At 64.2% G+C, this 12930-nt stretch carries 10 protein-coding genes and 1 pseudogene; 2 read left to right on the top strand and 9 right to left on the bottom strand.

Going from position 1 to position 12930, the window contains the following annotated elements; translation table 11 throughout:
* The first annotated feature begins 744 nt into the window (after positions 1–744).
* Entirely contained in the window at positions 745–1839 is a 1095-nt protein-coding gene (locus HTZ77_RS38060) for a carboxylate-amine ligase (RefSeq protein ID WP_175594623.1), read from the top strand.
* Positions 1840–2197: 358 nt separating this feature from the next.
* On the top strand, positions 2198–2467 hold the full coding sequence (locus tag HTZ77_RS38055; RefSeq protein WP_175594622.1) for a DUF1653 domain-containing protein: 270 nt from the start codon (positions 2198–2200) through the stop codon (positions 2465–2467).
* 9 nt (positions 2468–2476) lie between these two features.
* On the opposite strand, the gene HTZ77_RS38050 is transcribed toward HTZ77_RS38055, so the two are convergent.
* The 9 genes and pseudogenes from HTZ77_RS38050 to HTZ77_RS38005 all read right to left on the bottom strand — a co-directional run.
* Positions 2477–3094, bottom strand: a complete 618-nt coding sequence (locus HTZ77_RS38050; RefSeq protein ID WP_175594621.1) for a UbiA prenyltransferase family protein — start codon at positions 3092–3094, stop codon at positions 2477–2479.
* A 50-nt stretch (positions 3095–3144) separates the two neighbouring features.
* Positions 3145–4644 (bottom strand): aldehyde dehydrogenase family protein, encoded by a 1500-nt coding sequence (locus HTZ77_RS38045; protein WP_175594620.1) that lies wholly within the window; start codon positions 4642–4644, stop codon positions 3145–3147.
* A gap of 60 nt (positions 4645–4704) precedes the next feature.
* A complete protein-coding gene (locus HTZ77_RS38040) occupies positions 4705–5820 on the bottom strand; it encodes a hypothetical protein (protein ID WP_175594619.1) in 1116 nt (371 codons plus the stop codon).
* A 388-nt stretch (positions 5821–6208) separates the two neighbouring features.
* On the bottom strand, positions 6209–7267 hold the full coding sequence (locus HTZ77_RS38035) for a hypothetical protein (protein ID WP_175594618.1): 1059 nt from the start codon (positions 7265–7267) through the stop codon (positions 6209–6211).
* Between the two features lie 284 nt (positions 7268–7551).
* On the bottom strand, positions 7552–9078 hold the full coding sequence (locus tag HTZ77_RS38030) for a hypothetical protein (RefSeq protein ID WP_175594617.1): 1527 nt from the start codon (positions 9076–9078) through the stop codon (positions 7552–7554).
* Complete coding sequence (locus tag HTZ77_RS38025) at positions 9075–10277, bottom strand: pyridoxal phosphate-dependent aminotransferase (RefSeq protein ID WP_175594616.1); 1203 nt, start codon at positions 10275–10277, stop codon at positions 9075–9077. Before HTZ77_RS38025 ends, HTZ77_RS38030 begins: the two co-directional genes overlap by 4 nt.
* A 71-nt stretch (positions 10278–10348) precedes the next feature.
* On the bottom strand, positions 10349–11104 hold the full coding sequence (locus HTZ77_RS38020) for a GMC oxidoreductase (RefSeq protein WP_407940636.1): 756 nt from the start codon (positions 11102–11104) through the stop codon (positions 10349–10351).
* Positions 11105–12241: 1137 nt separating this feature from the next.
* Entirely contained in the window at positions 12242–12685 is a 444-nt protein-coding gene (locus tag HTZ77_RS38010) for a hypothetical protein (protein WP_175594613.1), read from the bottom strand.
* A 113-nt stretch (positions 12686–12798) separates the two neighbouring features.
* Positions 12799–12930: pseudogene (locus HTZ77_RS38005) on the bottom strand (integrase core domain-containing protein); the annotation flags it as partial.

The following is a 12930-nucleotide window of genomic DNA, read 5'->3' as shown; positions in this document are numbered from 1 at the left end:
GATCCGCAGCGGCATCGTTGTGTGGGTTGCGCCGGTCAGGTGGTACGCCTCGTCGTCGCGGAAGGTGTATTCCTAGGGTCAGATCAGCGCGGCGAGTTGGTTGGCGTGGCGACGGGCGAAGTCGGCCAGGCCGCGCTCGACGGCCGACGAGCCTTGCTCCGCCGGATTCCGTCGCTTGGTGTGGCAGGCAGCTCGACCACCGGCAGACAGACCACACGTCTGCAGGTGGGCGCGCGTCGCCTTGGACAGGCGCCGGCCCTCGCGTCCACACCCACATGGCCTTAGCGGTGAGGTGAGCGTGCGTGGCGTCCGGCGAGCCGGCGCGAGCCGAAACCGAATCCCTCGGCATGTTGCAACAGCCCTGTCACATTCTCCGCCCGGAGCCGGCGTGGCACTGACGGTGATGGGCGGATGCGGCAGCAAGCATGCAGTGGCACTCCTGATGGAAAATCGCTCCGACCGCAGGCGTTGATTTCGATCCTCCACAGGGAGGCCCACCGAGATGGCTCTGTCTGAGCACTCCGCCCCCGGGGAAGGATGCACGAATAGGTTTTGGAGGCGGTGGGACACACCGACCCATCCCCCCTCAGACTCGAGGCATCGCCAGGAAGGGAGTAGAAGTCAGATGCCAGACGTCCTTGCACGCGCCGACCCCGCTCTGCTTCTCCATCAGTCCGCTCACGTTTGGCGGATCGCTGTGCCGGCGACCCCGGCGATGCTACTCGCGGATTGCGGGTAGCGATTATGGCGAGAATAGGAACGCTTGGGATCGAGGAGGAGTTCTACATAGTGGATGCGGCGACACGTGCTCCCGTGCCGGCCGCGGAGACCGTCCTGTCCGCTGTGGATCAGCTGGACATATCCGTAACAGGCGAATTGACTCCCATGCAGATCGAGCTCAAGACCCCTGTTTGCGGAAATCTTACCACGGCCGCCCTTGCTCTTATACGCGGCCGCCGCATTCTTGCCAAAATAGCAGCTCAACACGGCTGGAAGATCCTGGCCTCGGCCACGCCACCATTAGGCGATGTACCACCGCCCCCGCTGCGGGATATCCCTCGCTATTCAGCGCTGTTCGACAGGTTCGGCGCACTGCTCGAGGAGCAGGGGACGTGTGGTCTGCATGTGCATGTGGGTGTTTCGAACATCGAGGACGCTGTACGGGTCTGCGGATACCTGCGGCCATGGCTGAGCTATTTGCTGGCGATAAGCGCCAACTCGCCTTTTCACCTAGGACGCGACACGTGCTACGCCAGCTGGCGAGCGATCATAGCCGGTCGATGGCCGACGATCACCGCGCCGCCTGTAATGTCGGACCACGCCGAATTCAGCACGACGGTCAGGCAATTCCAGCGTCATGGGGTGGCGCTGGACGCAAGCGGCGTCTACTGGTGGGCTCGTCCGTCCGTTGCCTTTTCCACGGTCGAAGTCAGGATTGCGGACAGCCAACCAACTGTCGCGGACACCATGCTCATCGCCGCGCTTGCGCGCGCATTGGTCCTGGAGGCGTTGCACGACATCAGGACCGGTGCCATGCCGCCACATCTCGATGACGCCAAAGTGAATGGGATGATCTGGCGAGCCGCACGAGAGGGGCTGGAGGGAATGATCATAGATGCCGGTACCGATGAAGTCGCGCCGGCCTTCACGTTGATAAGGCGGCTCTGCTCCCGCCTCCGCCCTCATCTGGAGAAGGCAGGAGACTGGAGGACTGTCGAGTGTCTGCTGGATCGGCTCCACCGACTGGGGTCCAGCGCGCAGCGACAGCGTGTGGCGGCGCAGCGTGGCGGTCTCCGGTCAACCGTCGACTCGCTCAGTCTGCAGCTCGGCATCCGCTAGATGAAACCAGGCGGGCGATCCGCGACGAGACCAAGAACGATCGACGGCCATACAACCGGCCTTCGCGTGCAGAAAGAGCCGGCAATCTCACCAGGATGGTCCGCTTCGAGTGATCGAACAGGCCAGAAGTGCACTCGCCCGGAGCAATACGCGAGGTATCGCGATATTCCGGTTGAACTTGGGGCAAATGCTGTTATCTGGGAACCCCGTCCGGCTCATCACCAGCGGCTGCGACTACGGACCACTCAGAGCCGTCAAGACGGAGTTCCCTCATCAGTGCAGGTATCCTCGCATACGATCGCGCGATACGATAGTTTAGGTATATCCAACCGCTATCGAGTCCGAGGAATCACAATTGATGGGCGACCACGGAATCAAGCCCGGCGTCTACGAGCATTTCAGCGGCAATCGCTATCAGGTGATCGGTTTCGGTCACGGCGTGGAAGGCACCGGCGCGGATGAACAGGTCGGCGAGGAGGTGGTCGTCTACCAAGCGCTATTCGACTCACCTGCGTACGGCGACCGCCACATCTGGGTGCGCGGAGTCAAGAACTTCACCGAGCATATCGAGGTTGCCGGACAGCGGGTGGAGCGGTTCCGCTATGTTGGCGAAGCAACTGACGAATGATCGAAATGGCTATCGTGGCGTAAGGCGATAGGTGCCCGCCTGGATGAGGACCGCACCGATCCAGCACCACCACGGCAGTCCCCCCAGGTAAACCCAGATCCCGGACGTCAGCGCCAATGCAGCGGGGTAGATCCAGGGCGTGTGCCGTTGGTAGCCCAACAGCACAGGTATGGTCTGCACACCCTCGCGCGCGTCCTTGCCGGCGTCCCGCAAGTCTCCGATGAGATTGCGCATTGTCATGATCACGAAGACCAGGACGCACAGGGCAGCTGGAACGCCAGGAATGAGCAGTACCAGAGTCACCTTGAGGCCACCGTTGAGCAGCGGGGACACTGCGGCACAGGAAGGCCAGCGCTTTTTGAGCGCATAAGCCACGGCAAGCACAAAAAACGGCAGGAGCCACACACTGTGGAGTACGATCGCGCCCGCGATCCACGGGATGACCCATGCATACCATGGCCACAGAAGCCGGCCGGCGTCGCGGTGCCGCCACTCCAAATGGATGAGAAAACCGAACCACAGCAGGCTGATCCCGAACGCAACCGGTAATGCGGCACCCAATGCGGCCAGCAGTAGGACAAGGTCGACGAACGAATAGATGCGCAGTTGCCCGACATAGTTGACCAACTCTCCCAGCCTGGCCCGAGCCAGGCTGGGAGAGGAAGGATCAGGGACCATCAGGGCTCGCCGAACGTGCTGTAGAGCGTCTTGGTCACCAGGAACTCCTCGAGCCCCTCGGCACCGAGTTCACGGCCGAGCCCCGACTTCTTGACCCCTCCCCATGGGGCGTACTCCATGAAGTAGCCGAAGCAGTTGATCCAGCATGTCCCGGCGCGCACCACCGCGGCGAACCGGTCGGCCACCTTTCGGTCGCCGGTCCACACAGAGGCCGACAGCCCGTACTCCGTGTCATTGGCCGCGCCCACACCCTCATCGAAGCCGTCGAAGGGATAGACACAGCCAACTGGACCGAAGACCTCCTCTCGGGAGATCTCCATGGAAGGGACGGCACCAGTGATGATCGTTGGCTCGTACCAGAGCGCGCCGATCTTCGAGGGCCTGCCGCCGACTGCGGCCTTGGCGCCGGCGGCCAGTGCGCGCTGGACATAGCCATCAATCCGCTCAAGGTGTGCGCGGTCGATCTGCGGACCTTGCTCGGTGGCCTCGTCCATCGGGTCGCCGAGGCGGCGCGCCAGCGCAGCGGCGCCCAGACGCTCGAGGAACTCATTGAAAATGGGGCGCTCGACAAAGGTGCGGCTGGCAGCGCAGCAGTTCTGGCCTTGGACGGAGAACATCCCGTCGATGGTGCCCGCAACCGCACTGTCCAGATCTGCGTCAGCAAAGATGACATTCGGGGACTTTCCGCCCAGCTCGAGCGTCGTACGTGCGACACCATTCGCCGCACGCCGCGCGATCTGCTGACCAGTGGCGACGCTGCCGGTGAACGTCACCATGTCTATCCTGGGGTCAGCGACCAATGCGCCGCCGGCGACCGGCCCTTCTCCCATGAGGATGTTGACGACTCCGGGCGGGAATCCGGCCTCCGCGACGAGGCCCGCGAGGTACTGCGCCGACAGCGGAGCGCGCTCGGCGGACTTGACGACCACCGTGCACCCGGCCGCCAGGGCCGGCGCGAGCTTCCACGACATGCACGGAAAGGGGAAGTTCCATGGCAAGATCGCGGCGCAGACCCCGATCGGCTCCCGACGGGTCCAGACACGAACCTCTCCGACCGAGGGGAGCGTCCGATCGACAAGGCCTTCGGCCAGGTCGGCGTAGTAACGGTAGACGGTGGCGGCGTGCGGGACGTCCCACCCGCGTACGCCTTTGAGCAGCTTGCCGGTGTCTGCGGACTCAAGCAATGCGAGCTTCTCGGCGTCGCGGTCGATGAGTTCGGCCAGCCGCCTGAGCACCACGCCGCGCTCTTGCGGAGTCATCCTCGGCCAAGGGCCCGAGTCGAAGGCATGACGCGCCGCGGTCACTGCCGCATCGACGTCGTCCGTGTCGACGCAGGGCATTTCGGCCAGCGTGTTCTCGGTGGCCGGCTCCAGTACCGATAGTGTCCGGTGGCTCTTAGGTTCCACGAAGGCACCGTCGATGAACGGGCGTAGATCAATGTTGGGCAGCACCTCGGCGCGAAGGCGTTCCCGGTTGCTCTGCGGGCTGTGACCGACCATGGCATTTCCTTTCCACGCTTGTCCGCGAAGCGGTCATTCAGCATTGGATGTCGGTGGGCGCTACCTACGAAAGAGCTCGGTGGGGTAGCGCAGGAACATGTTCTCCTGCGGGAAGAAGAGGTGCGGGCATTCATCGGGGAGTTCTAGCTCCGACTTCGGCATCTGGAACAGTCGGGCCGCGTCCGCCACCGTTTGCGCGCTGCCTAGTTGCCGGTTCTGCGCCTGCTCGTTGAGAAAATCAAGATTGTCGGCCATGTTGCGCGTGGCACCCATCTCGACCATCCACTGCACCTGATCGTCAGCAAGCGTGATCCACGGGAAGTAGCCGATCCCGCCACCGTAGTAACTGTAGTCCTCGCCGGCGCCTTTCGAGGGCTTGGCCACGAGTTGAACCTCCGTGCCGAGCGCACGATAGCGCAGCACGACGTGCCACAGTATGCTGAGGAGCATCCTGCTCGTGTCGCTTATTTCATATTCGGGCAGTGGAAGCAGGCGCTGACTGACGAAGTCGTGCCGCCCGGCTCCGATCTCTCCCGTGGCACTCATGAAATGGTGGTATGCAGTCGAGAACAGCCATAGATTCGCTGTTCCGTACAGTGATTCGGGGCAGTAATTGCGGACCACATCCAGGCAGCCGGCAGCCTCGTACATACGCTTTCTGATGATGCTGAGCGCACCGGCCAGACCAAGTCTGAAGTTGACGTCGCGAAACACCGGCGGGTCGAGCTCGGGCTGGAATCTCGGCAGCTCGGTGAGAAGGAAATCCCAGCTCCCGGTGGGAGAGAGGCGGAGGCTCTCCCTCCGGTCGAAGACCCGGGGGATCACCTCGCGCAGCTTCGGTGCCCCCAGAACCTCCGGACTGCTGAGCCTGCCGAAGAACTTCGACACCCACAATGCACTCCACAGCAGGGAGAACGTGGCTAGGTTCAGGCTGTTCTGCAGCGGGATGTAAAGCGTGCCGCCATGCCGCTGCCATTCAGTGCGGCGGAAATATTCGGCGAGGTTCAGCCCGTACCATGCGAATCGGTCGGGAGGCGCCACCAGCAGCAGATCGTTGGGCACTTGCTGTGGATTCTTCTGTACCGCCAGCGCGAGCATGAAGGTCGAGCCGGAAAGGCTGGCGTCACGCAATGCCTGGAGATCTTTGAACTTCATCCGGAATTTGAGGGCCGGCACGCCCAGCGGGCTGTCGGGCTCCGGAGTGAAGCGGTCAGTGGCTTTGATCTGCCAGGTGATGGCGACCGCTTCGGCCGGTGACCAGAGCGGCGGAATCTCGACCCGATAGTCGATCTTCTGGCTGTCCGGACTGAACTGGGCAGGCTGAGGAGCACCAGCGTTGTGCAGCCACCAGTCAAGGATATCGAGAAATGTGCGCTCCGCTATTCGGCCACGCTGTTCGGCGTCGCGGCCGCTGCGGACACCGTCCCGGCTTATGACGACCCCCTCCGCGAATGCAGACTGGAGGGAGCCTAGCAGCTATCCACGACTCTTTGCAGATGGACTTGCGTAACCATTGAGGCGACATCAATGATCATAACGAATTGGGGCTATACATGGCCATGATTCAAGCCGGTCCGATATTTATGGGGAAAAGTTCTTCCGTGATTCCAATATACTCCCTCGCCTGAATCAGCTCGGCAGACAGGCCACTGTCGCGAATCTGAGCAGCCGTACTCCGCGAGCGATACACGACTTTTGCCGTGCTTCTGACGCCGTACACGAACCCAAGCAGCCGAGCTGTTCGCTCCACCAGTTCGTCGCCACCTGTGGGGAGCGCCCCCTCGGTCAGTGCGCCGGACGCCCAGGCGATCACTCCGAGCCAGGCATCGGTGAGCGCCGTCGCGAGGAGAAGATTGCGGTGATAGCAGCTCAACCATCGGGTCTTCCCTCCGGCCAAGAATCGGTAGGGGGCCCAGATGACCCTGGCCCGATCCTTGCCGTAGATCAGCCCGCCCGCCCGCTCAGCACGTCCTGTGATCGTCTGCTCCGCGAGAGGTCGCGGCTCACCGACCTCCTCCAGGCGGTTACGGTCGGCCAAGGCGTCAAGCAAGCGATGGGTGTCGCCGCCACTGGCTGTCCGGAACTCTGTCAGGGCACCCGTCGCCTGGATCACGGAAACGAGGACGAAGGGCTCCGGGCAATAGCCCGGGTCGGGCTCCTGATCGGCACGACGCGCCTCGTCGACGCGGGTCAACAGATCCGATGCCATCCCGCTCAACCGCCGCCAGCCTGTATCCGGTTCGTCCGCCATCCGATAGAAGGACTCCCGTTCGAGCGAAGCCAGCGAGGCGGCAAGCTCGGCTGCGCTGAACTCGCCCAACAGAATGTGGGTGAGCGCGATCGTGTTGCCCAGCGGATGACAGAAGCCGTCGAGCATGGCCCGGTGCTGACCATCCCTCGTCACCGCACGCGTCGATCGCGCCAGGCGGAGCGGTATCTGAGCCCGCCAGGCCCGCTCGGCGGACACCTTCGCGTAGTCGCGGTAGCCCGATGTCCGATGCCAGAAGTTGTTGATCTCTGCGATTGCGCCGTCACGCTGCGTCCAAGGGACGGTGAGGATCGATCCGGGATCCGCGACCGTCGGCCATATGCCGGCAGACAGCGGCTGCACGCTCGCGTTCACTTGTGCATGGTGGAAAGCGCGCTGATAGTGCGCAGGCAGTGTCAGCCGAGGAATGACCGGTGACGACGGTGCGGGCCGTAGCAGTGCGGGCGTGGTCTCGGTCCATATATGGGACACGCGTACCTGCAGGAACCTCGCGGACATGTTGCCCCCGGTTAACAGTTCTTGTAGCTTGTGTTTGATTCGTTCCAAGACTCGCGGCGCGGCCCGCCGACGGCCTGGGATTGACCGGGTGAGTGGAGGAACTCATTCAGGGGCAGTCTCCGGGAGACTGCCCCGCCTTGCTATTTCCAGCCGGAACTCGTGGACTGCCGCAGCAGGCACGCAGGCTGGACCTCATCCACGATCTTCGACGGCCCGACGAGCTTGGGCCCGCAAACCGGGCCCGGTGCCCAAGCGAGCCGCACGGTGGAGGTCTGACGGACCGCTTTCAGCACAGCTGCCGCAGAGGCCGTCCCGTCCAGCACCTCCCGTAGCCGCTCGACATCCGCATCAGCCGCCTCTTGCTCGAAGGAATACCGGATGGCCGGGACCACCCAGACCGAACCGTCCTGGCGTGTTCCCGGCGTGAATGTGTAGAGCTGCTTCGGTGGCGCCCCGCTGCGCAGCTCGACCCGCACCTGCGGCAACATCACCGATGCGCCCGCGGCCGACAGGCGTTCCAGAAACTGCTGTGGCCGGTCGGAAGGGCGTGGAGTGCGGCGGTGTTCCCGCCACACGAGCACGAACCGTGGGATGCCGAAGGCACACAGACCGATCAGAACGGACGCCAGCCATACCGCCAGCAGGTCGTCCACACCGTAGCCGGTGAGGTAGGTGTGCGGATCTCCCAGCAACCACGTGACCAGCCAGAACATCGGTATCGCCAGAACCGAGAGCGTGGCTGACAAGGTCAGGAACTCGGGAGCGCTCACCTCGAGGGACGGCAGCACCTCGTCGGCAGCGTTGTACCGACGAGCGACCAAGCGATAGGACATGAGCGCCAGGAAGCCCGGCAACACCAAGAACGATGGGATCCCGATCGCAGTGAGGAACTCGGACTCCCCGAGCACAGCGTACGTGACTTCCTGACTTGCAACGACGGCGACCGGACGCAGACGGCCGTTCTCGGCGTAATCACCAGTCACGCCATAAAGCATCAGCTGGCGGCCGGTCCGGGCCTGCTTCGTGGCTTCGACAAGGAAGTCGTATATGGCGACGGCGCCGGGTTCCAAGGATTCAGGGACGACACGTCGACTTATTTCCCCTGGCGCGCATCGCTCCTCGACACAGCCGCGCAGTCCCGGCGGCAGCCGAACCCACACCTCACGCAGCTGAACGGCGACCGTGCCAACGTTCTGCACGGTGACGTTGGTCAGAACGGGTCGCCGTTCGGCCAGATCCGGATGCGCCGAAGTCACTGTCATCTTGAGAAGTTCGGAGTGACCGGAGCCACGGCGAACCTCAACCGGCAGGTGCGCGAGGGTCAGGCCGGACACCTTCTTGGCCCGCGCCACCAGCACCAATTCGCCGGAGGTGAGCTGATCCGAGATCATCGTGACGCTGACCCGCCAGCCGCTCGAAGGGGCGATCGGACGCGGGTCAGGTGGAGTCACCTTCAGATCCGGTCGCGGCACCGTCGTCAGCGTCACATCCGCGATGGTCATGTCGTCGGGCAGTCTGGCCAACACGTCCACCGTCGCGGTCTCACCGGCCACCAGGCTCAACTTCGCCGGCGCCACCACAAGCCTGATCTTCCCTGCCCCGCTCGCGATGCCGGGAAGGCAAAACCAGAACGCGAACGTCAGGCCGAGCAAGACGATCGCTTTCACTTGCACGTCCTGTCGTCCGTCGGCGCCGATCCCCGGCCGCTATCCGACATCCGAGCTTGTGCTCTCCATAACGTCTCATCGGACTTGTTGAAGGCAACACGGAAGTAGTCGAGGCCGTCAGCCGGAGAAGCATAAAACAGCGATCCGGGGGCTACTGCGACACGGCGATTCTCCAGCAGCCAGTCGGCGTACGAACATGAATCCTGCCCGGCATCACCGGCGTCGACCATGAAGTAGCAGCCGCCCTCGGGGGCTATGCATTCCAGCCCTCTCCCCTGGAAGATCGCCATAGCGCGGCCGAGACGTTCCTCCATCCCTACGCCGCCATTCCCGCCCGCGTGGCCGCAGGCGTCCAGTTGCACGAAAGCCTGCTGAAGGGGCGCTGCCGCGCCACCGGTCAGGGCAACGTGGACCTGGCGAAGAACCTGAGTGGTCGCCGCCCTTGCCCAAAGGAAACCTTGCCGCCAGCCGCTGACAGCATGGCTTTTGGAAAGGCTGCCCACCACGACCGCTCGAGGAGCGAGCTCGGCGACATCCGCTACGGACACATGGCGCCGGTCACCGAATACGAAGTCCGCATACACTTCGTCGCTCACCATCACGGTGTTCCAACGCAAACACAGCTCGGCGATCTCGGCGATCTCGGCTGCTTCGAAGACCCGCCCCGTCGGGTTGTGCGGGGTGTTCAGCAGGAACACGCGGCTCCGCGCCCCGAACGCCCGACGAAGCTCGGCTGGATCGTAGCGCCAGCGGGGCGGACGCAGTCTCACCAGGCGAGCCTGCCCGCCGGCCAGCCGGATGGCGTCCAGATGGTTCTGATAGAGCGGCTCGAATGTCACGACCTCGTCACCCGGCTCCACCAAGGCCAGCAGCGCCGCGGTCAGCCCTTCGGTCGCCCCACACGTGATCGTGAGTTCCGTCTCGGGATCAGCGTTTCGCCCGAACGTGCGCGCGAGCGCAACCCGCGCGGCCTTCGCCCCGAATGGATCTTCATACTGATTGCAACCGCTCTTGATCGCGGCACATACCGCACTGATCATCGCGACAGGGGTCTCGGGATACTCGGGATTCCCCACGGCGAGATCGACGGCACCGCGACTGCGCACGAGGCGGATCCAGGCCCCGATCCCGCCCGAGCTGAGGTTATTCGTGCGGGACGCAAAGTAGATCTTCGCGCCTGCGGCCTCCGGGGCTTCCATCGTTCGCCTCGCCTCGGGAACGTCTCGATCGCTGCCGTAGGGTCATTGATTCGAGAGCATCGTCTGCGACATCATCCATCAAAGTGGCGAGCGAGGTGTTCTGCAAGCATTATCGTCGACAAGTTGGTGTTCGCCGATGGAATACACGGCATAATCGAGGCGTCCGCAACCGTGAGCCCGCCCAGCCCATAAAGCGTGCCCTCGCTGCTGACGACTGCACCCTTTGCCGGATCTGGACCTATTCTGCACGTGCCGACCGGATGGTGGTAACTCCGCACATTCTCTCGAAGCCACCGCTCCATGAGGCTGCCGTCCTCCTGTACCTCCCCGGGAGGTTGCGCATCCTCTTTCGATTCCAGGAGGCCGGCTATCGGGTCGGCAGTGGCAATCTCGCGTGCGGCCCGCATGCCCTCGGCCAGTGTCAGTGTGTCTGCCCGCTCGCGCAGAAGGCCCCGATGGATGAGGGCCGGCTCGTATGGATCCGGCGAGCACAGTCGCAGACTGCCTTCGGAGGTCGGCTTCAGTGCCGAGATCAGGAACCGCGCGAAGTGTTCCCGCCGCGCCCTTCCTGTGCGCATGAGCACTTGGAGGCCGGGAGCCCGGACCGAACCGCTCCCCCGGCATAGACCGTGGCCGACCCCGGACAAGTGGTGGACCGGCTTCACGCCAGCTCTGGCCAGCTCATTCGCAGGCCCGACTCCAGACCGCATCAGAACGACCGGGCTACTGAGGGCGCCTGCGGTGAGGACGACCTCACCGGCTTCGATCCGCTCGCCGGACCTGGCCAGCACGACGGCAGCGGCGCGCCCGTTAAGGCCATCGCGCAGCTTATTCGCTTCCCGTTCAGTTGGTTGAGGGGTAGTCGACCCGCGCCTACGACAGAGGGAGCATTGTGATCCCCTACTGAGGGATGTCCGACTTCCGCGGCCGCTTGCAGAAACGCCACCTGCAATGGCTCCATCTCGGCCTCGTCGGGGCGACGGATCAGCAACGGACCATCATCGCCGTGCCAGAGCAGGTCACCAAAATCGAGGTCCCTCTCGATCGACCGGAACGACCCCAACACCTCGTCGAAAGACCAGCCCGGATTTCCGGCGCTCGCCCGTCGGCATAGTCCGCCGCCGATCCGCGCTAGGCGAGACATCCATTTATCGCCGACGAGCCGCCGACCAGCTTCCCCTGAGGGAGAGCGGTGCTCCTCCCATATCCATCCGGCGCGCTGCGTAATCCCCAGTCATGGCTCGTCGCGATCCGCTGCCCGTTCGCGATCGCGCCCGGAAGCTCCGCCGGGTCCACCTAATCAGGACCGCGCCTCCAGTGGCAGAGATCCGGCCCCGATAATCACACAATCATAGGATGTCCGGCCGCCCACCCCATCGTCATACCCTCTTCAGACTTCCACGCACCGGCATGAATGGCGAATGTTTTCCTGAACCGGCAATTCCGTGAACATTTTCATCTTCGGGCGGCGTGAGCGAAACGGTGATTCTGAAGGACGGCGACGGCCTTGCAGAGGTGGCCCCCCGGAAGGGCTGCATGTGTCTTCGCCCCGGACGTCCATAGAATCGTCCCACGTCGCCGTTGACACACCGACATTCGGCGCCGAGCTCGCCGGAGCGCTCACCCTGCCACCAGCCCTCCGCTACCAGGCATAGTGGTCGCGTCCGTGGATGGCGGATGCTTCGCACTCTCTCCCCCATCAGCGAGAGCATGCGGGCGGGGCCAGTGCTCGTGATGTCGAACACGTCCATCGCATCACGCGCAGTGTCCGAACCGCCGCCAGATCAGCGGATGTGCTGGGAGCCCGGCGGCCCCCGGGCCGACGCCGGGCTCGACGTCCCCCGTCGTGGCAGGACGACGGGGGAGATAGCCGTGTGCCGGAACGGACTGGCAACGGCGTTCCGGCACACGCCTGTTTCTCAATCTTCGCGAAGAGTGGGTCCTGATCGGGTCATGAGAATGTCTCAAGATCGGGACATTTCGCACTGTGCGACGGTGCAGATCTTGCCGAGCATCCGCCGGGCGTCCTTGACCTGCTCCCGGTAGTCGGTCTTGGCGGGTTTGCCCCACTCCCCCGCCCGCGTGTAGAGGATCAGGGCGTCGGCGCGGCGGACGACCACGGCGCGCTCGCCGCCGATGGCCGGCTTGCCGCCTTGGTAGCTCTGGCCCGACAGGGTCACGGCCTCGTCGCCCAGGGCCAGGGGCGCGACGGCGTAGCGGTAGCCGCCGGTGCGGCAGGCCGTGGCGGCGGCGCGCAGGTCGGTCATGGCCTTGCGCGCGGCGGCCTCGGAGGCGTACAGGACGACCTGCTCGGACTTGGAGTAGTCGGGCACGGCCGTGTAGACGATGGTCTTGGCCGCGGTCCGCCCGGCCTGGCCCAGCCTGGGCCGCTCGCACGGGTCCACCACGAGGGGGGCGGTCTTCCTGCCGCTGACGCTCCAGCTCGTCTCGGGGTCGTCGTCCTTGACCGAGGCGGCCTTCTCGTACAGGAGGAACCCGTTGGGGATGGAGACGGCGGCGGCTAACTGTATTGACCCGCAGGGTTGTTGACGCGGGTGATCGGTGGTTGGCCTCCGAGCGCGGTGTGGCAGCGGTGGTGGTTGTAGGTGTGCAGGAAGTCTTGCAGAGCGGCGGTGCGTTCGTCGTTGCTGGC

Origin of the sequence: Nonomuraea montanisoli, assembly GCF_013363975.1 — a bacterium.
GTDB lineage: Bacteria > Actinomycetota > Actinomycetes > Streptosporangiales > Streptosporangiaceae > Nonomuraea > Nonomuraea montanisoli.
Note: the sequence above shows the minus strand (reverse complement) of the source record. Positions and strands in the feature narration are given on the sequence as shown.